Consider the following 18,082-nt stretch of genomic DNA (forward strand, 5'->3'; position numbering starts at 1 on the left):
GTACCGTATGGCCATGCCGATGAGGAAGAGGCGCGCGGGCGGCGAGAAGCGGGACGCCGTTCTCGACGCCGTGGCCGGCGTGCTGGCCACCCGGGGATACGAGAACACCCGCTTCGCTGATGTGTCGGCGGCCGGCGGGGTCGCGATCAGCACCCTGCAGACGTACTTCGGCTCCCGCGAAGACATGATCATCGAGGCCATGCAGGTGTTCACCGACCGGGAGGTGGAGGCCCTGCGAGCGGTGTCCGCCGCCGAGGCCGATCCGTGGCGACGACTTGTCGCGCTGGTGGACCGGAGCCTGCACAACTCGGAGAGCACCCGGCAGGTCCTGGTCGAGTTCTGGCGCTCCGCGATGCGCGACGACGAACTCCGCGACTACAGCGCCGACGTGCGGGAGCGGTACCGGGCGCCCTTCCTGGCTGCCGTGCGGGAAGGCGCCGCCCGGGGTGCGTTCACGCTGACCCACGACGCCGACGCGGTGACGGATCTCCTGCTCGCGGCGCTGGCCGGTCTGATCATCTTTCGCGTCCAGCAGGACCCCGCGCCGGCAGCCGCGGACTTCCGCGATGTCCTACTGACCCAGCTCCGGCTGATGCTGGGCGTCGACGACTCCGCACCAACACCCGAACGGATCGAGGAACGATGACCACCGTCGAGATCACCCGCTTCCGCGTTCCCGCCGAGCGCGCTGACGCTCTGCTCGCCGCGCGACCGGCGATGCTGAGCGACTTCCAGGCCGATCGTGCCGGCTTCCTCGGCGCGCGACTGATCCGGTTGCCGGCCGACGAGTGGCTGGACGTCGTCTTCTGGGGCTCGTCCGAGGACTACGCGGAGTCCCGTCGCCGGGGCGCGAACCGGCCCGGCATCCAGGCGTTCTTCTCGCTGATCGAGTCGGTGGTCAGCACCGAGGAGGGCACGACGACCGACGTGGTGGGTGCGTGATGCGTGCCGCGTGGTACGACCGGCAGGGTCCGGCGCGCGAGGTGCTCGAGGTCGGCGAGCTACCCGACCCGTGGCCAGGCGAGGGCGAGGTGAGGGTCCGGGTGTCGGTCTCCGGAATCCACGTGGGTGACCTGGGTAAACGGCAGGGCTGGTGGGGGTCCACGATGACGTTCCCCCGGGTCGTCCCGCACGGAGACGGCGCCGGAGTGATCGATGCGGTCGGGCTGGGCGTTGATCCGTCGCGGATCGGCGAACGGGTATGGGTCTATCTCGCCCAGTCGTACCGCCCCTTCGGGACCGCCGCCGAATACACGGTGGTGCCCGCTCGGCACGCCGTGCCGCTGCCCGCCGGGGTGCCGTACGAGCAGGCGGCCGGGCTGGGCATCCCGGGCATCACCGCCCACCGGGCGATCTTCGGCGACGGGCCGGTGACCGGCCAGCGGGTCCTAGTCACCGGAGCCCTCGGCGCGGTCGGGCGGGCCGCGCTCGCGGTGGCCCGTCGGGGCGATGCGATCGTGATCGCGACAGTACGCAGCCCGGAGCAGGTCGAACACGCGCTGGCCGCGGGCGCGCACCACGCGCTCGACACCGCCGGTGGAGACATGGCCACCCGAATCCTCGACTACACGGGTGCAGAGCCGATCGATCGGGTCGCCGAGTTGGCGTTCGACGCGAACATGGCGACCAACCTGGAGGTGCTCCGCAACGGCGGGGTGATCGCCACCTACGCGACCGGCGCGGCCGAGCCAACCATCCCGTACTGGCCACTCGGCTTCAAGAACATCACCGTCCGGTTCCTCAGCAACGACGACTTCCCGGAGGCAGCGAACGAGGCCGCCGCGGGTGAACTGACCTCCGCGCTGGTCGCCGGCGATCTGCGTTACCCCATCGCCGCCCGCCTTCCGTTGGCGGAGATCGCACAGGCGCACGAGCTGGCCGAACACAGCTCGGCCAGCGGCCGGATCGTCCTGGACATCTGAAGGGCCTGAAACGACCATGATCTGGACAGCCGGTTTCCGTACCGCGGTGATCAGTCCGTACGAGCAGCTCCAGTTCGGTCAACCCCGGCGCTTCGCCGACCAGACCGTTCGTCAGGTGCTGCACCTGGCCGGCGGCGGGGACGCCCTGCGTGTACGCCTGACGAACCGCTACGGCCGCAGTCCGTTGACCATCGGGGCCGCCACTGTCGCCGTCGGCGATCGGCAGGCGGCCCTCACCTTCGGCGGTGCCGAGCGCGGCGTCGTGCCGGCGGGCGAAGAGACCGTCACCGACCCGGTCAGCATTCCCGTCGCGCCCGGCGCCGATCTTGTCGTGAGCCTCTACTTCCCGGAGCGGACCGACCTGGCCACCTACTCCCACAAGCCGGTGGAGGTCGCGCGGATAGCCGGTGGCAACCGGGTCGCCTCGCCCGTCCTGCCGAGAGGGGAGGAGGTCGAGGCCCGGTTCTTCATCGCGGGTGTGGACGTGCTCGCCGCCCCGGACACCGCCGTCGGGGTGGCCTTCGGCGACTCCTGGTTCGAAGGGGTCGGCACCACGATCGGCGCGAACCGTCGATCCGTCGACCTTCTCAACCGGCGGTTGAAGCGCGGGTGGGTGGTCAACCAGGGCATCGCCGGCAACCGTCTGCTGCGCGACGGCGTCGGCGAACACGGGCTGGCCCGCTTCGACAGCGACGTACTCTCCATCCCCGCCGCGACCCACGTCCTGGTCCACTTCGGTATCAACGACCTCGGTCTGCCGGCCATGTTGGGCGAGCCGGCCGTCACCGCCGACGCCCTCGTCGAGGGCTTCCGCGCGCTGGCCGACCGCGCCCACGGTGCCGGTCTGCGGATCGTCGCCGCGACCATCGGCCCCTTCGCGGGCGCCGGCCCGGAGATCAGCACCCCGGCGGGTCTCGCCACCCGACGCGAGGTGAACGACTGGATCCGTACGACGGACGCCTTCGACGCCGTCTTCGACGTGGCCCGCGCCGTCGCGGACCCGGCTGCCCCCGACCACATCCATCCCGCGCTGGACAGCGGCGACGGTATGCACCTGAACGACAGGGGTGCCGAGGCCATGGCCGACGCGGTCGACCTGGACGACCTCCTGCTCCAGGGCGTGCCGACGGAGGTCGTCAGACCCCGAGGACGTGATTCAGGTGCGGGTTGGTGAAGACGCGGTCGGGGTCGAGCCGGTCGCGGACGGCCTGGAAGTCGGCGAAGCGGGGGTACGCCGTGGCCAGCGAGGCGGCGTCGCGGTAGTGCAGCTTGCCCCAGTGTGGGCGACCCCCCAGCCCGGCGGCCACCTCCTCGAAGGCCCGGAAGTACGGCTCGTACGGCATGCCGACGTACTGGTGCACGGCGATGTAGGCGTTGTCCCGGCCGTAACCGTGCGAGAGCCAGATGTCGTCGGCGGCGGTGAATCGCACCTCCACCGGGAAGAGCACCTTGAACGGCAGCCCGTCGACGATCCGCTGGAGCGCGGCGAGCGCCTCGGGCAGCGCCTCGCGGGGCAGGCCGTACTCCATCTCCACGAAGCGGACCCGGCGCGGGGTGCAAAAGACCCGGTCGGAGCGGCCGGTGTACCGGCGTTCGGTCAGGGCGCGGGCGGAGACCGCGCTGATCCTCGGGGCGAGCGCGGGCACGGCACGGCCGAGTCGGCAGGCACCGGCGAAGACGGTGTTCGACAGGAAGTCGTCGTCCAGCCAGCCGCGCCAGCGGGGCAGTGGCCGGTCGTTGGCGGGTACCCGGTCGTTGGTCTTGACCTGGACCCGGTCGGTGTAGGGGAACCAGTAGAACTCGACGTGGTCGTGCCCGCCGATCAGCGTGGGTAGGTCGTCGAGCACGTCGGTCAGTTCGGCCGGGCGTTCGTGGGCGTGCAGCACGAAGGCGTCCACGCAGCGCAGGGTCACCTCGACCAGTACGCCGAGCGCGCCGAGTGACACCCGGGCGGCGGCGAAGACGTCGGGATGCTCGTCGGCGGAACAGCGCAGCACCTCGCCGGTGCCGGTGACCAGGGTGATCGCCTCGACGAAGGTGGAGAGGCAACCCCACCCGGCGCCGGTGCCGTGGGTGCCCGTGGAGATCGCCCCGGCCACGGTCTGCGCGTCGATGTCACCGAGGTTGGGCAGGGCGAGGCCGTTCCGGGCGAGCAGGCCGTTGAGCGCGTGCAGGGTCATCCCCGCCGGTACGGTGACGAGCCGACGGGCGATGTCGACGCTGACCACCGTGGTCAGCTCGGACAGGTCCATCCGGTGGTCGTCGGCGAGCGCGACGGCGGTGAAGGAGTGGCCGCTGCCGGTCACGCGGATCCGACCGCCGGCGGCTGCGGTCGTTCGGACGGCTTCCGCGACATCGGTCGGCGAGCCGGGGCGCAGGATCGCGGTGGCGCTGCCACGCTGGTTGCCGGCCCAGTTCGACCAGGGGGCGGTGAGCGGTGCGGTGCCGACCATGCGCGCTCCTCATTCATGAATATGAACTGACTTCTTATCAGGAACGTTCTGGCTGGTAAATACCGCAAATGCGGTCCGCTCGTTGTACCGGTAGTCACGGACTCGTGACGTGGAGATATGTTCATCCGTCGAAGGGGGGTGGCGCCGAGTGTCCACACCAGCCGCCACGACCGGGCCGCTGCGCCGCGTACCGGTGCAGGGTCGAAGTGTCGCGCGGGTACAGCGCATGTTGGATGCCTGCGCCGAACTCGTCGACGAGGTGGGGTACGAGGGGCTGACCACCACCCTGCTCGCCGAGCGCGCCGAAGTGGCGATCGGGTCGGTCTACCAGTTCTTTCCGGACAAGCGGGCGATCGTGCAGGCGTTGACCCTGCGCACGATGGAGTCCTACCTTCAGCGCCTCGACGAGCGGTTCGCCTCCGACGAGATGACCCACTGGTGGGACGGCGTCGACGCGGGGATCGACGAGTACATCACGATGCACCGCACCGTCCCCGGCTTCCGCACCCTGCACTTCGGCGACGTGGTCGACCTGCACCTGCTCGACGAGCAGCGGGACAACAACGGCGTGATCGCCGACCAGTTGGCCCGGGTGCTCACGGAACGTTTCGGGCTCACCGACGTGCCGCAGCTCCGCTTCGTCCTGGAGATCGCGGTCGAGGCGGCGGACGCGTTGATCAAGCTCGCGTTCCGGCGGAAGTCCGACGGCGACGAGCGCGTGCTGCTCGAGGCGAAGGCACTGATCCGGGAGTACCTGCACCGCCAGGTCGACGGCCCGGACAGCGGCCGGTCCACCGTCGGGCAGCAGGCCGAGGCGGCCCAGCCCGCCTGAGTCGGCGTGGGGCGGTGGGCTCAGAGGAAGGCCTGCCCCTCACCCCGGTAGGTGGGCACGGTCGCCACGACCGCGTCCCCCTCGACCAGGTGCAGCTCGTTGACCCGCTCACACAGCTCACCGGCCTTGGCGTGCCGGAACCACACCCGGTCGCCGACGCGCAGGGTGGCCGCCGCCGCGCCGGACAGCGGGGTCTGGACCTCGCCGGCACCCTCGGTGCCGACGAGCTTCAGCCCGGCCGGTAGCCACGGCCGGGGCAGTCGACTGCCGGCGGCCGGGCCGGAGGCGATCCAGCCGCCGCCGAGCACGGTCGCCAGCTCCGGTGTCGGCCGGCGGACCACCGCGCAGGCGAAGAACGCCGCCGGGGTGGGGCGCCAGGCACGGTAGGCGTCGAACAGCGTCGGTCCGTACAGGCCCGATCCCGCGGTGATCTCGGTTACCGCGGGATCGGCGCTGGTCGCGGCCACGCTGCCGGTGCCGCCGCCGTTGACGAACTCCAGGTCGGCGTGCTCGCGTACCGCGGCCACCGCCGCGCCCCGGCGGGCCAGCAACTCGCGGTACGACCCGCGCTGGGCCAGCCTGATCGCGCCCGCCAGCAGCGTCTGCCCCGGCGGCGCGTCGCCCAGGCCGGCGATCTGCGCCTCGTACGACATGAGCCCGACCAGCCGGAAGCCGGCCCGGCCGGCGACGGTCGCGGCGAGCGTGCCGGCTGCCCGTGCGCTGTGCACCGGTGACCGGCGGACGCCGACGTGCACCCGCCCGCGCAACGGTCGCCAGGAGGCGTCCAGATCCAGGCAGAGTCGCAGCTCGGCGCGCTGCCCGGGGGGCCGGACGTCGTCGATCACGTCGAGCTGCCCGGTGCCATCGATCATCAGGGTGATCGTGGCGGCCAGCGCCGGGTCGGCGGCCAGTTCGGCGAGGGCCGCGCGGTCCACGCTCGGGTACGCGACCAGCACGTCGTCACTCACGCCGGCCCGGACCAGCCAGATCGCCTCGGGCAGGGTGAACGCCATGATGCCCCGCCAGCCGGGCCGGGCGAGGGCGCGGCTGATCAACTCGCGGCTGCGGACCGACTTGCTGGCCAACCGGACCGGTTTTCCGGCGGCACGGTCGGCCAGTGCGGCCGAGTTCGCGTCGAAGGCGGTGAGGTCGACCACCGCGTACGGCGGGTCGAGGTGGGCGGTCGCTCGATCCAGACGCTCGCGAAGTTTGTCGCTTTCGATGGCCACGTGTGCACGCTAACTGTCCGACGGTGAATGCGAAATACCCTCGCGTACGTCCGGGCTGCGGCCGGCGCCTCCGGCGGCCTAGGCTCAGCGAGCAGGAGAATGTCGCCGGTGGGGCGGCCCCCCACCGGGTCTAGAGTGTTCCACCGGGGGTGCCCAGCGATGGGCCGGCACGTGGAGGTACGGCCATCGAAAGCCAGAACAGCGGCGAGTCGCCCGGCGTGTCGCGATCGAGCGACCAGTCGGGCAACGCCGCCAACCCGTCCAATGGTGGCCAGGTGGACCCGTCCGGTTATGCCGCCATCCGGTCCGTGCTGCGCATCCGGCCGTTCCGGCGGCTCTGGATCGTGCTCGGCGCGGCCTCCTTCGGTGACTGGCTCGGCCTGCTGGCCACCGCTCTCTTCGCCGCCTCGCAGGTGCAGGGCAGCACCGCCCAGGGCGCCGCGTTCGGCGGGGTCACCGCGATCCGGCTGCTGCCCGCGCTGGTGCTCGGCCCGGTGGCCGGCGTCTTCGCCGACCGGTTCGACCGGCGCTGGACGATGGTCATCTGTGACCTGCTGCGCTTCGTGCTCTTCGCCTCCATTCCGCTCTACGCCCTCTCCGGCGCCGCAGGCGGCCTGGTGGTCGGCTGGGCGCTCATCGCCACATTCCTGATCGAGTCGCTCACCCTGCTCTGGATCCCGGCCAAGGAGGCCGCGGTCCCCAACCTGATCCCGCGGGCCCGGCTGGAGGCGGCCAACCAGCTCACCCTGATCACCACGTACGGCCTCACCCCGGTCGCCGCCGCCGTCGGCCTTGCCGTGCTCGACCGTGGCGTCCGTGGTGCCGTCGGCGGCGACCTACCCTCCTGGGCCGAGCCGGCCCAGCTTGCGCTCTGGATCAACTCCTTCTCCCGGCTCGCCACCGCACTGGTGGTGGCATTCGGGATCAAGGAGATCAGCGAGGCGCAACGCGGTGAGGCCGAGCGTGCCGAGCAGAGCATGTTCCGGCAGTTCTCCGAGGGCTGGAAGTACATCGGCGAGACCCCGCTCGTCCGTGGCCTGGTGCTGGGCATCTTCGGCGCGTTCGCCGGTGGCGGCATCGTGGTCGGCACGGCCAAGTTCTTCGCCAACTCGCTGGGCGCTGGCGACGCCGCGTTCTCGCTGCTCTTCGGCGCTATCTTCGTCGGTCTGGCGCTCGGCATCGGGCTCGGCCCGATGATCGTCAAGGAGATGTCCCGGCGCCGCTGGTTCGGCATGAGCATCGTGCTGGCCAGCGCCGCGGTGATGACCCTCGCCTTCGCCATCCACCTGTCCATGGCGATCGTCGGCGCGGTGCTGGTCGGCGCCGGTGCCGGGATGGCCTTCCTGGCCGGCACCACGCTGCTGGGCGGCGAGGTGGCCGACGAGGTGCGCGGCCGGGTCTTCGCGGTGGTGCAGATCGGCACCCGGCTGGTGCTGATCCTGGCCATCGGGCTGAGCAGCGTGTTGGTCGGCGTCGGTGGCTCCCGCAAGCTGGCCATCGCCGACCTCGGCATCTCCGTCTCCTCCACCCGACTGCTGCTGCTCGCCGCCGGTGCCGCCGGCATCTTCGCCGGGATCAGCGCCTTCGGCCAGATGGACGACAAGAAGGGCGTGCCGGTCCTCGCCGACCTCTGGGGATCCATCCGGGGCCGTCCGCTGATGCCGGCCGAGCCGTTCGTCTCCGCCGGGCTCTTCGTGGTCTTCGAGGGTGGCGAGGGTGCGGGCAAGTCCACCCAGCTCACCGCGCTTGCCGAGCGGCTGCGTGGTCACGGCCGCGACGTCGTGGTCACCCGCGAGCCGGGGGCGACCGGCGTCGGTCGGCGGATCCGGTCGCTCGTGCTGGACACCTCCGGCGACGACGCGCCGTCACCCCGCGCCGAGGCGCTGCTCTACGCCGCCGACCGGGCACACCACGTGGCCACCGTCGTCCGGCCCGCGCTGGTCCGCGGCGGCGTGGTGATCAGCGACCGGTACGTCGACTCGTCCCTGGCGTACCAGGGCGCCGGACGGACACTCCCGGTCGACGAGGTGTCCTGGCTCTCCTCGTGGGCCACCGGCGGGCTCAAGCCCGACCTCGTGGTGCTGCTCGACGTCGAGCCGCACACCGGCCTGTCCCGGGTGGCCTCGCGCAACGAGGGCGCCGACCGGCTGGAGGCCGAGTCGATCGCCTTCCACGAGCGCGTCCGGTACGCCTTCCTCGACCTCGCCGCCGCCGACCCGAAGCGCTACCTGGTGCTCGACGCGTCCCGACCGGTCGAGGAGATCACCCGGCAGGTGGTCCGCCGGGTCGAGGAGATGCTCGGCAAGCCGGGCGGCATCGTGCACCCCCGGCCGGCGCAGGGCCCGGACACGTCGGTGCAGCCCGAGTTATCCGACGCGGAGCTGGTGACGATGGAGCACAAGACCTGATGCCGGACGTCTTCGCCGACCTGGTCGGTCAGGACGAGGCGGTGGCCGAGCTGCGCCGGGCCGCCGCCGCTGCGTCCGCCGTGCTGCGCGCGGGTGCGGCCGACCGGGCGCCCGCGCTGATCGCCGCCGGCCCGGCCGGCGACGCCGAGTCCGCGCCGGCCGGCGATGCCGCGCCCGGCGGGGTGGATCCGTCCGCCGGGATGACGCACGCCTGGATCTTCACCGGGCCGCCCGGCTCCGGCCGCTCGGTCGCCGCGCGGGCGTTCGCCGCCGCCCTGCAGTGCGTGCACGGCACCGGCTGCGGTGAGTGCCCCGGCTGCCGCACCACGATGGGCGGCACCCACGCCGACGTCCGACTGGTGGTGCCCGAAGGGCTCTCCATCGGCGTCAGCGAGATGCGCGCGCTGGTGCTCCGGGCGGCCAGCACCCCGTCCGGCGGTCGCTGGCAGGTGGTGGTCATCGAGGACGCCGACCGGCTCACCGAGGCCGCCGGCAACGCGCTGCTCAAGGCGATCGAGGAACCACCGCCGCGTACGGTCTTCCTGCTCTGCGCCCCGTCCACCCACCCGGACGACATCTCGGTGACCATCCGGTCACGCTGTCGGGTCGTACCCCTGCGGCAGCCGCCGGCCGCCGCGGTGGCCGAGGTGCTGGTTCGTCGCGACGGCATCGCGCCCGACGTGGCCCAGTGGGCGGCGGCTGCCGCGCAGGGGCACGTGGGTCGGGCCCGCCGGCTGGCCCGCGACCCGGAGGCCCGTAAGCGGCGCGAGGCGGTGCTCGCGGTGCCACGCCGGTTGACCGGTGTCGGCGCGGCCTTCGACGCGGCGTCCGCGCTGATCGAGGCGGCCGAGGCGGAGGCCGAGGCGTCGGTCACCGAGGCCGACACGGCCGAGCGGGCGGCACTGGAGACCGCGCTCGGCGCGGGCGGCACCGGCCGGGGCGCGGCCGGCGCGATACGGGGTGCCGCCGGGCAGCTCAAGGAGCTGGAGAAGCGGCAGAAGTCCCGGGCCACCCGAGCCCAGCGGGACGCGCTGGACCGCGCGCTGGTCGACCTGGCGGGCTTCTACCGGGACTCGCTCACCATGGCGCTGGGCGCGCCCGTCGCCCCGGTGCACACCGACACCGCCGCACTGGCCGGCGCGGGTGCCCAGAAGTGGGACGCCGAGGGGGCGCTGCGCCGGCTGGAGGCCGTGCTCGCCTGCCGGGCGGCGATCGAGGCGAACGTCAAGCCGCGTATCGCGGTCGAGGCGATGATGCTCGCCCTCTGGAAGGGCTGAGCCGCCCTCCCCGGCCCTGGTCCCACTCGCCGGACCCGTCATCCACAGGCATCGACACGCACAATTGCTGTGCGGTACGGTCCGGTGTGCCGTGGTGACGGTGACGGCACGCTGAGTGAGGGACCACCCGGGAGGAGTCGGCCGATGCCGCGGGGGGAGATCGACGAAGCCTGGATCGAGGAGGCGGTGCGGCGCTACCGCCGGATCGAGTCGCTCCAGGCCGAGTTCGACCAGGCGGTGTCGACCGTCGAGGTGACCGTCCGGTCGCCGGACGGTCTGGTCGAGGTGGTGGTCACCGCCGGTGGGCGGATCACCGACGTCCGGTTCCTCGGGCCGCTGCACACCCGCAACCCGCGGGATGTGGCCGGCTCCGTGCAGGCCGCGGTCACCGCCGCGGCCGACGCCGCCGAGTGGGCCCGGGAGAAGCTGCACAACGAGACGTTCGCCGCCTACCGACCGCTCGCGGGGGCCTGAGATGGACACACTGCGCGCGCTCTCCGCCCGGCTGGACGAAGCGAGCGCCACGCTCACCGCCGTTTCGCACACCGTCACCGCCAGCGACCCGGCCCAGGCCGCCTTCGGCGCCGACGCCGCGGGCCGCCCCGGCGAGATCGGTCGCGCCCTGCACCGGCAGTGGACCACCGCCACCGACGATCGGGCCCGGGAGGCGCGCGCCGCCGCCGGTCGGCTGGCCGCCGCCGCCTCGGCTGTGCGCGAGGCCGCCGACCGCTATGCCGAGGTCGACCGGGCGGCCCGCAGCCGGCTCGCCGGGGAGCCGTGATGGACGCGCTGGACCGGCTCGCCGAGCCCGGCCTCGACCTGCTGCGCCGGGTGGACACTCTGCTCGCCGCCGGCGTCCCGGAAGGGCACCGCGTCTGGCCGCTGCTGCGCCGGATGCAGGTGCTGCCGGGCGACGCGGTCCGCAGTTTCCTCGACCTCCATCCCGCGCCGCTCGTCGGTGCCGGGCACGCGGTGCGCCGGCTGGTCCGGGGGTACGACGACGTTTCCGCCACGCTCACCGACGCGGTGCTCTGGTCCGGCTCGGCCGCAACGGCGTACGGGCAACAGCGGGCGGCGTTGCTCCGGCACCTCGACGAGGGGCCGGACAGCCTGGTCGGGCGACTGGAATCCACCGCCGGGTACGCTGACGCGCTCGCCGACTGGGTGGAGGGCAGCCGCCTCGCCCTGGCCCGGACGTTGGCCGACGTGCTCCGCTCAGCCGAGGCGGTTGCCGTGGTCGCCGCCACCGCCGCGGGTGTGTCGACGCGCCTTGGGCCGGTCGGACCCGGTGCGGCCGACGCGGCTGAGATCGCCGCGCGGGTGCTGGCGGTGCTCTGCGTCGCGTACGACGGTGCGGAGACGCTGTTGCGCCAGTGGGCGCCGAGCCTGGCCGAGTCTGCCTGGCGGCCGCCGCTGGACGCTCGGCCCCGCTACGACCAGCCCACCCGGGTCGGCTGGTAGCCGCTCTGGGCGTCCGTCGCGGTCTTCGGTCGCCGTCGCCGATCCCCGGACAGGCCACGGCGTCGCTCGCGGGCGCCTGACCTGAGCCGGCGCCCACGGCGACGCCGTGGTCTTCCCCCTGCACCCCCCGCAGGTCTGCCTCCACTCAACGCCGCCGTGGCGCGTCTTGTCTCCCGCCCGGGCCCGGATTCAACCGTCCGGGCGAGGGGTAACGGCACAACCGGGCCGCCCCGCAATAGGTCAAGTCGACGGTTATGAATGGCATCGGGGTGTAGTCGTCCGACGACAGGCCGACGCGTCGCTCTGCCACGAACCGTCGTAGGGTGGGGGGATGGGCATGCTCTGCGCGGTCAGCTTCAACCGGTATGGGCGCCTCTACTACCTCGACCCGGGTGAGCTGCGTCCGCAGGTGGGCGACAAGGTGCTGGTGCCCACCGACGACGGGCCCGAGGTGGCGGAGTGCGTGTGGGCCGCGCAGTGGGTGACCGACGAGACCGACGGCTTTCCCCGCCTGGTGGGGCTGGCCGGCGACGACGACCTACGCCGGGACGAGGTGCTGCGTCGGCGTAAGGCCGAGGCCAAGGTGGCCGCGAAACGGCTGATCCGTTCGCACGGCCTGCCGATGAAGGTGGTGGCGGTCGACCATGTGCTCGGCGCCCCCGAGGGTGGCGGTGAGCGCAGCACCGTGTACTTCACCGCCCCGCACCGGGTGGACTTCCGTTCCCTGGTCCGCGACCTGGGTGCCACCCTGCACTGTCGGGTGGAGCTGCGCCAGCTCTCCGCACGCGACTCGGCGCGGGTGCAGGGCGGCATCGGCTCCTGCGGTCGGGACCTGTGCTGCGCGACGTTCCTCACCGACTTCGAGCCGGTGACCATCCGGATGGCGAAGGACCAGGACCTGCCGCTGAACCCGCTGCGTATCTCCGGCGCGTGCGGCCGGTTGATGTGCTGCCTGAAGTACGAGCATCCTCTGTACGCCAGGTTCCAGGAGTCCGCCCCGGCGACCGGCGCTCGCGTCACCACGCCGGAAGGGGAGGGCCGGGTGGTCGGTCACAGCGTCCCGAGAGACGCGGTGACCGTCCGCCTGGACGCCGACGGCTCGCGTTCCATGTGCTCCCGCGCCGACGTGTGCGGAAGCCGCAAGGCGTATGAAGACCGGGATGCCGTGTGATCAGAAGTGGACCCGTGACATGAAGGTCCCCGTGGTTCTCGGTCGTGTAGGTGTTACGGCGTGACGCCCAGGATGATGGCAATGGTGCCGATCGTGGCCATGAGCAGGCAGGTGCCGGGGTGCATACCGATCGAGATCCGGATGTCGCGCTTGCGCCAGACGAGCCAGACTGCCGGGAACAGGAAGATCATCTTCGACAGGACGGTCCATGGCGCCCAGAAGTGGTAGACCGAGAACAGGACCGTGTTGAGCACGGGTGCTCCCCAGCGCAGGTGGGAGATGCGGGGCAGCAGGAATCCGCGGAAGTAGTACTCCTCGATGAGGGGGAGGGTGAAGCCGGTCAGCGGCAGGCAGATCAGCATCGTGACGACCAGCTGCGAGTGTGAGTACCCATCGATGTAGGTGGTGGCGCTGCCGCCCGCGCCTTCGAAGGGGATCCAGGTGAAGAAGTTGTCGAAGACGAGGTTGTCCAGCGGAACGAGCGCGAGTGACACTACCGTCATCCACACGATGAGGCCGGCGATGGTGGCGATGATTTTTCCCCGCCCGATGGGCCTGTCCCAGTAGTACGTCACCGTGCGCAGTGTGTAGCGGCCGGTGCGTTTGCGGCCCAACCACAACAGGCCGAACAGGAGCGGTGTGAGCACGATGACCAGGGCGATCGCCCAGGCGAGGAAGATCGGATAGTTGATCGCTTTGACGAACGGCTCGGCGAGGAACAGGTAGGCGGCGACGATCAGGGCACCGGGCACCAGGTGCAGCGCGATCGACAGCGGAAGCGAGTGACGGTCGGCGAGGAGCAGTTCGACCAGGCGGTTCGGGCGGGTGGCCTTTGTGGCAGCGGTGCGGGTCAGCGTGTTCTCCATGCCGCAAAGATTCGCTCCACCCCCTGCCACAGGCCTGTCACGGCCCTGACACGGCACGAACGGGCATGACGGATGTCGTGATGCTGTCTCAGAGTTGATCAAGAGGTTTGCGTCAGAAATCCGGCCTGGAGTGACGCAAACTTCTTGATCAACTGGGCTGTTGGGTGGGGTGTGGTGTCAGTGCAGGACCGTGGGGGGTTCGGCCAGGCGGGGAGTTAGGGGGGTCTTTGGGGTCAGCCAGCTTGCCGTGGGGGACTGGTCGGGGCTGACCTGCCAGTCGCGGGAGACCCGGTCGACCGCGACCGGGTAGATGGTCAGCGTTCCGTCCGGGTCGATGCGCAGCCGCAGGAACACCTTGGAGTCCTCGATGCCCTGGCCGGCGAAGAGCTCGTTGACGTTCACCCCGAACGAGCCCGCCACCAACAGATACGCCGCCACCAACTGGCTGGCGACGAAGCCGATCACCGGGCCGTAGAGCACCGCCGCGGCGACCGCTGGCAGCGGCCACGGCCAGTCGTAGAACGGCAGCGCCAACCACGCCCAGGTGCCGGCCGCAGCCAGGGCCACATGTGCCATGCCGTGGCCGACACCGAGAAGCCAGCGCCGCGCATGCCGCTTGCCGCTCGCGCTGGGCGGCTTGGCGAACAGGGCCGCCGCCAACACCGTCACGAGCACCATCATCACCAGCGGAACGGTGAACAGCCGCTGGTCGGTGCTGTCGGCCCAGTTCGCCGTCGCACCCGCCATGGCCAGCATCAGCAGGGTGTGCAGGGTGCCGAGCAGTGTCGTGAAGCCGGGATTGCGGAACGGCAGCCGGAGGAAGATACCCCAGCCGTAACGACGGGAGCGGGCCGCGTCCGGATAGCGGGCCACCAGATCGTACGGCCGGGTAGAGCTGGCCCGTCGGGCCAGCGTGTCCCGCGGCGGGACCTCGATGCGCTCCGGCAGTTTGTGCGTGGGGTAGAGGTACGCGCCGCCCCCACCGCACGTGATGAGCTGCCGGTCCGCCCCGGCGTAACGGGCGTAGTGGTGCAGGTCGCCGGAGAGCAGCAGTCGCACCTGCGCCCCGGTCGGATCGATGATCGTACGGATGAAGTAGTCGATCGAGTCGTACGCCGTCGGGTTGTCGGCAGCCTTGACCCAGGTCGGCGCCGGCGCCGCGATAATCAGCTTTGACTCGGGGCCGAGCCGCCGGGCCACCTCGTCGAAGTACGCCAGTTGCGGGTCGTCCAGGTACGAGCCGGACTGGTCATCCACCCCGAGCAGCCACCAGCCGGCCGGCAGCTCCACCGCGAAGTACGACCGTGACTGCCCGGTGCCCCACCCGGCGAAGTTACGGTCCCGGGAGCGGACGAACAACCGCAGGAACGCGGTCAGGCCGTCGTACCAGTCATGGTTGCCCGGCACCGCGAAGAGCGTGGGCTTCTCGGGCGGTGCCACCGGCAGCGCGGCCTGGTAGGGGCCCTTGCACCGGTCCTCATATGAGGCGTAGGCCGCCGACGGGTACACCTGGTCGCCGCCCATCACCAGGGTCTGCGCCCGGGGCAACCGATGCCCGTCCACCGTCAGCTCCGGCTGCGCCAGCAGGTACGCGACCGAGTACGTGGCGTTGAAGCCGTCACCCAGGTCGGCCACGTAGTCGAGCCACAGACCGCCGTCCGGCCCGACCTGGCGGAAGACGTCGTCGCCGAACGCGTTCTGCAACTCGCGCTTGTCCAGGTACGCGCCGAAGAGCACCGCCAACAGCGTTCGGATGCCGGTGCTGATCAGCAGAAACGGGGCCAGCCACGGCACCGGCTTGCGCGGCGTGAAGCCCAACTCCAGCGGGTCGGTGCTGCGCGGTCGATGGGTGGCGCGTTCGCTGGCCGGCGCACGGTCAGGACGGCTGTGCGCCTCGTCCTGGCGGTCGGGGTCGTCGCGTTCGTCGCTCACCCGCCGCAGCGTAGTCCCGCTCCCGATCATGCGCTGTCCGGTAAACGTCCAGATGACGGCCGATGTCCGGTTGGCGGGACCACGTGGGGAGGGGGTATCCCGTTCGGCCGGGGGCCGTGGGGTGCCGTACACTTGCTGATCGTTGCCGCCTTAGCTCAGTCGGCTAGAGCGACGCACTCGTAATGCGTAGGTCGACGGTTCGATTCCGTCAGGCGGCTCGGCACAGAAGCCCAGGTCATTGACCTGGGCTTCGCCGTTTCCCAAGGTTGATCCAGATGCCGCGCCAGGGTGTACCAGCCGGTAGCGCCGACCGTCGGGGCCTGGCTACTGCGGCCGGGTACCTCGATCATGTAAGCGTCTGCTGGGACGCGCGTGTCGAGCAGGTCCCGTGACGGGACGCTGCCACCGCGTTGCGCAGTCCCATCTGTGCATGACAGATCCGTCCCAGCAGATGACGACACCTGACCTTGGTGGTTGTTGCGTGACACCATCCAGCGGCTGCTTGACCGGTCGCATCGGTAGACGCAATGCCGTCCTGCGGATGTTTCGGCTGTGGAGCAACGCCGGTTGCCGCGAAGCGTGGTTCAGGCTGCCATTTCGGTGACAGCCCCGGCGGTTCGCAGCATTGAGCAAGATCTATCCTGCTGCCTCTGCTGGTGTCCTGAATGAGGCGTCACCTGCTCAGTCGCTCACCCATCGTCGACATCAGTCGCACAAGGGGTGCGGGGGAGGCTGACAAGCAACACGCTGCCCGGTACCGTCGGCCCCACACGAGCGACCGGGGCGGGAGGGCCGTGTCTCGCAGCTTCGAAGAGCAGGGGTCAACTGCACGCCCAGTTCGACTGATGGCTGTTTCGCTGTACTCCGAGCGGTATCCAGCAATCGGGGAAAGCCACGGGCTGTCCGCGATCGCGGGGTCCCTGCGCGGGGCCTTCGCTGAAGCGGAGCTGCAGGTCACGCTTGTGGACATGGTCGAGTGGGGCGAGGAAAATGCGAGCCGACTCGCGCAAGCTATCAGCGAGATTCAACCCGACGTTCTCGCGATCGGTCTGCAATACGGGACGTTCTCATTTCTGCAGAAGCACTATGCGCTCCTGCGGGCCGCAGTACGACGTCCCGATGCGCTCATCGTCGTTGGTGGCCCGCTCGCTACCTACCTGAGCGATCGGCTCATCGACGAGGTCGCTGCTGAGGCAGTGGTGATCCTCGGGGAGGCGGACGAGGCGCTCCCGGAGTTGGTGCGGGCTTGGATGCATGGTCTCTCGGACTGGTCGGGCGTGGCCGGCCTGCGGTACAGAGATCGAGTGCATGGCGTCGATATCGCCACACCACGACGGCTGGTCGACCTGAGAGCCGTTCCGCCCCCGAGCCGTCTGCATCTGGACCGGATCGCGGAACTGGGGGGCGAGATCTTCGTCGAGACCAGCCGCGGCTGCTCCTGGGCCTCGTGTACCTTCTGCCTCCGAGGCCTGACCGACGTTCAGGGGCGTGGATTCGAGTTCAGGCGGAAGTCCGCGGAGGCGGTTGCCCAGGACCTCAACGAGTTGGCTGTGCGCGGCATCCGGGACGTCACCATCGCAGACGAGGACTTTCTGGGTGGTGATCTGGACCAGACCGAGGATTTCGTCTACCAACTTCTGGCCATGCCACTCCCGACGTTCCGCTTCGATGCCAGCGCGACCATCCATTCGGTCTTCTCGCGGCGGGACACGGCGGATGCGGCCGCGAGGCGGAGGGCGCTGGTCGAGGCGTTGGCGGGTGCCGGGCTGCAGAAGGTCTTCCTCGGTATCGAGTCGTGTTCCCCGGCGCAGTTAAAGCGGTACGCCAAGGGGCACACGCGGTCCGAGGCTGTCGCGGCCGCCGAACTCCTGCGGTCTCTCGGCGTCCGGGTCGAGATCGGGGTCATCCTGTTCGATCCGCTCTGCACGCTCGATGAGATCGAGGACAGCCTGCAGTTCATGCGCCAGCACAATCTCGCGTCGGTGGCCTCCGGGATCAGCAGTGAACTGCGGTTACAAACCTCCTCGCACTATCTCACTCTGTTGGAGAAGTACGAGCGAGCACAGGGTGTGGTTCTCCATGACCCGGCGTTCGATCCGGACACGCTCATGCACTCCTACCGCTTCGCGGATCGAGAGGTGCAGCGGCTCTACGACTCCGTGCAGTTGTGGAATCGCCGGCTACATCCCCTGTACTACCCCTCAAAGAGTCTGTCGCGCTTCGGCACGGCCGGCGCCCTGGGGGAGTCGGTGCAGGAGCTGAGAACCGCCACCAATCTCTTCAGGGACCAGACCTGTGACGCAATCTTGGCGGCGATCCGCCACGGTAGGGCGGGAAACGATTTCCGTGCGGCCTTCGATCTCGATATCGAGGCTACGGCCCGGCACCTCGCTGATGCCGTCGTCCGCGCATTGGCGCATCGCGACGGTCCGGACGCCCACCCGGTCATAGGGCGTGCCCTGGTGGCTGCTCGAAACGTCGACACCCTGCTAACTGCATGAGCCGCAAAATTGAGAAAGGTATGAGATGGA

Annotated in this window: 16 protein-coding genes and 1 tRNA gene; 13 read left to right on the forward strand and 4 right to left on the reverse strand. The window is 70.7% G+C overall.

From position 1 onward, the window contains the following. Positions 1 to 13 precede the first annotated feature (13 nt). From ACQEUX_RS29705 to ACQEUX_RS29720, 4 genes are read left to right on the forward strand one after another with little or no spacing between them, the layout of a single operon-like run. Positions 14 to 646, forward strand: a complete 633-nt coding sequence (locus ACQEUX_RS29705) for a TetR/AcrR family transcriptional regulator (protein ID WP_433055343.1) — start codon at positions 14 to 16, stop codon at positions 644 to 646. After that, positions 643 to 942, forward strand: coding sequence for an antibiotic biosynthesis monooxygenase (locus tag ACQEUX_RS29710; protein WP_433055346.1), 300 nt, complete (start codon positions 643 to 645; stop codon positions 940 to 942). The genes ACQEUX_RS29705 and ACQEUX_RS29710 overlap by 4 nt, the downstream gene beginning before the upstream one ends. Then, complete coding sequence (locus ACQEUX_RS29715; protein WP_433057231.1) at positions 942 to 1,922, forward strand: NADPH:quinone reductase; 981 nt, start codon at positions 942 to 944, stop codon at positions 1,920 to 1,922. Before ACQEUX_RS29710 ends, ACQEUX_RS29715 begins: the two co-directional genes overlap by 1 nt. 16 nt (positions 1,923 to 1,938) lie before the next feature. Next, positions 1,939 to 3,096, forward strand: coding sequence for a GDSL-type esterase/lipase family protein (locus ACQEUX_RS29720; protein WP_433055349.1), 1,158 nt, complete (start codon positions 1,939 to 1,941; stop codon positions 3,094 to 3,096). Here the strand turns inward: ACQEUX_RS29720 and ACQEUX_RS29725 are convergent. Continuing rightward, a complete protein-coding gene (locus tag ACQEUX_RS29725; protein WP_433055352.1) occupies positions 3,059 to 4,375 on the reverse strand; it encodes a D-arabinono-1,4-lactone oxidase in 1,317 nt (438 codons plus the stop codon). The two genes, ACQEUX_RS29720 and ACQEUX_RS29725, sit on opposite strands and share 38 nt — an antisense overlap. Positions 4,376 to 4,601: 226 nt before the next feature. Here ACQEUX_RS29725 and ACQEUX_RS29730 point away from each other — a divergent pair, with 226 nt between their 5' ends. Continuing rightward, positions 4,602 to 5,207, forward strand: coding sequence for a TetR family transcriptional regulator (locus tag ACQEUX_RS29730; protein ID WP_433057233.1), 606 nt, complete (start codon positions 4,602 to 4,604; stop codon positions 5,205 to 5,207). 20 nt (positions 5,208 to 5,227) lie between these two features. On the opposite strand, the gene ACQEUX_RS29735 is transcribed toward ACQEUX_RS29730, so the two are convergent. Then, the gene (locus ACQEUX_RS29735; RefSeq protein ID WP_433055355.1) at positions 5,228 to 6,436 is read right to left on the reverse strand and encodes an amino acid deaminase/aldolase; all 1,209 of its coding nucleotides are present in this window, start codon (positions 6,434 to 6,436) and stop codon (positions 5,228 to 5,230) included. A gap of 344 nt (positions 6,437 to 6,780) precedes the next feature. Between ACQEUX_RS29735 and tmk the strand changes: the two genes are divergently transcribed. The 6 genes from tmk to ACQEUX_RS29765 all read left to right on the forward strand — a co-directional run bounded on the left by tmk (position 6,781) and on the right by ACQEUX_RS29765 (position 12,753). Further along, complete coding sequence (gene tmk / locus ACQEUX_RS29740) at positions 6,781 to 8,844, forward strand: dTMP kinase (RefSeq protein WP_433057235.1); 2,064 nt, start codon at positions 6,781 to 6,783, stop codon at positions 8,842 to 8,844. Then, entirely contained in the window at positions 8,844 to 10,121 is a 1,278-nt protein-coding gene (locus ACQEUX_RS29745; protein ID WP_433055358.1) for a DNA polymerase III subunit delta', read from the forward strand. The genes tmk and ACQEUX_RS29745 overlap by 1 nt, the downstream gene beginning before the upstream one ends. Positions 10,122 to 10,265: 144 nt before the next feature. Beyond that, a complete protein-coding gene (locus ACQEUX_RS29750) occupies positions 10,266 to 10,595 on the forward strand; it encodes a YbaB/EbfC family nucleoid-associated protein (protein ID WP_363782862.1) in 330 nt (109 codons plus the stop codon). Position 10,596: 1 nt separating this feature from the next. Continuing rightward, positions 10,597 to 10,902, forward strand: coding sequence for a hypothetical protein (locus tag ACQEUX_RS29755; protein ID WP_433055362.1), 306 nt, complete (start codon positions 10,597 to 10,599; stop codon positions 10,900 to 10,902). Continuing rightward, positions 10,902 to 11,582: a hypothetical protein gene (locus tag ACQEUX_RS29760; RefSeq protein ID WP_433055365.1), complete on the forward strand. Its 681-nt coding sequence runs from the start codon at positions 10,902 to 10,904 to the stop codon at positions 11,580 to 11,582. The genes ACQEUX_RS29755 and ACQEUX_RS29760 overlap by 1 nt, the downstream gene beginning before the upstream one ends. Positions 11,583 to 11,913: 331 nt before the next feature. Next, complete coding sequence (locus tag ACQEUX_RS29765; RefSeq protein ID WP_433055368.1) at positions 11,914 to 12,753, forward strand: PSP1 domain-containing protein; 840 nt, start codon at positions 11,914 to 11,916, stop codon at positions 12,751 to 12,753. Between the two features lie 53 nt (positions 12,754 to 12,806). Here the strand turns inward: ACQEUX_RS29765 and ACQEUX_RS29770 are convergent, their stop codons facing one another. After that, complete coding sequence (locus tag ACQEUX_RS29770) at positions 12,807 to 13,619, reverse strand: lysostaphin resistance A-like protein (protein WP_433055371.1); 813 nt, start codon at positions 13,617 to 13,619, stop codon at positions 12,807 to 12,809. Positions 13,620 to 13,796: 177 nt separating this feature from the next. Continuing rightward, positions 13,797 to 15,581 (reverse strand): metallophosphoesterase family protein, encoded by a 1,785-nt coding sequence (locus ACQEUX_RS29775; protein ID WP_433055374.1) that lies wholly within the window; start codon positions 15,579 to 15,581, stop codon positions 13,797 to 13,799. A gap of 114 nt (positions 15,582 to 15,695) precedes the next feature. Between ACQEUX_RS29775 and ACQEUX_RS29780 the strand changes: the two genes are divergently transcribed. Together ACQEUX_RS29780 and ACQEUX_RS29785 are read left to right on the forward strand one after the other, a co-directional pair. Further along, positions 15,696 to 15,769 (forward strand) — tRNA-Thr (locus ACQEUX_RS29780). A 627-nt stretch (positions 15,770 to 16,396) separates the two neighbouring features. Then, entirely contained in the window at positions 16,397 to 18,052 is a 1,656-nt protein-coding gene (locus ACQEUX_RS29785) for a B12-binding domain-containing radical SAM protein (protein ID WP_433055377.1), read from the forward strand. Positions 18,053 to 18,082 lie beyond the last annotated feature (30 nt).

The organism is Micromonospora sp. CA-259024 (assembly GCF_050936255.1).
In the GTDB taxonomy this organism is placed as follows: domain Bacteria; phylum Actinomycetota; class Actinomycetes; order Mycobacteriales; family Micromonosporaceae; genus Micromonospora.

Excerpts from the sequence above, each read along its gene's own strand:
- ACQEUX_RS29705 (WP_433055343.1), top strand. The coding sequence starts at position 14 with ATGCCGATGAGGAAGAGGCGCGCGGGCGGCGAGAAGCGGGACGCCGTT.
- ACQEUX_RS29710 (WP_433055346.1), top strand. The coding sequence starts at position 643 with ATGACCACCGTCGAGATCACCCGCTTCCGCGTTCCCGCCGAGCGCGCT.
- ACQEUX_RS29715 (WP_433057231.1), top strand. The coding sequence starts at position 942 with ATGCGTGCCGCGTGGTACGACCGGCAGGGTCCGGCGCGCGAGGTGCTC.
- ACQEUX_RS29720 (WP_433055349.1), top strand. The coding sequence starts at position 1,939 with ATGATCTGGACAGCCGGTTTCCGTACCGCGGTGATCAGTCCGTACGAG.
- ACQEUX_RS29725 (WP_433055352.1), bottom strand. The coding sequence starts at position 4,375 with ATGGTCGGCACCGCACCGCTCACCGCCCCCTGGTCGAACTGGGCCGGC.
- ACQEUX_RS29730 (WP_433057233.1), top strand. The coding sequence starts at position 4,602 with ATGTTGGATGCCTGCGCCGAACTCGTCGACGAGGTGGGGTACGAGGGG.
- ACQEUX_RS29745 (WP_433055358.1), top strand. The coding sequence starts at position 8,844 with ATGCCGGACGTCTTCGCCGACCTGGTCGGTCAGGACGAGGCGGTGGCC.
- ACQEUX_RS29750 (WP_363782862.1), top strand. The coding sequence starts at position 10,266 with ATGCCGCGGGGGGAGATCGACGAAGCCTGGATCGAGGAGGCGGTGCGG.
- ACQEUX_RS29755 (WP_433055362.1), top strand. The coding sequence starts at position 10,597 with ATGGACACACTGCGCGCGCTCTCCGCCCGGCTGGACGAAGCGAGCGCC.
- ACQEUX_RS29760 (WP_433055365.1), top strand. The coding sequence starts at position 10,902 with ATGGACGCGCTGGACCGGCTCGCCGAGCCCGGCCTCGACCTGCTGCGC.
- ACQEUX_RS29765 (WP_433055368.1), top strand. The coding sequence starts at position 11,914 with ATGGGCATGCTCTGCGCGGTCAGCTTCAACCGGTATGGGCGCCTCTAC.
- ACQEUX_RS29770 (WP_433055371.1), bottom strand. The coding sequence starts at position 13,619 with ATGGAGAACACGCTGACCCGCACCGCTGCCACAAAGGCCACCCGCCCG.
- ACQEUX_RS29775 (WP_433055374.1), bottom strand. The coding sequence starts at position 15,581 with ATGATCGGGAGCGGGACTACGCTGCGGCGGGTGAGCGACGAACGCGAC.
- ACQEUX_RS29785 (WP_433055377.1), top strand. The coding sequence starts at position 16,397 with ATGGCTGTTTCGCTGTACTCCGAGCGGTATCCAGCAATCGGGGAAAGC.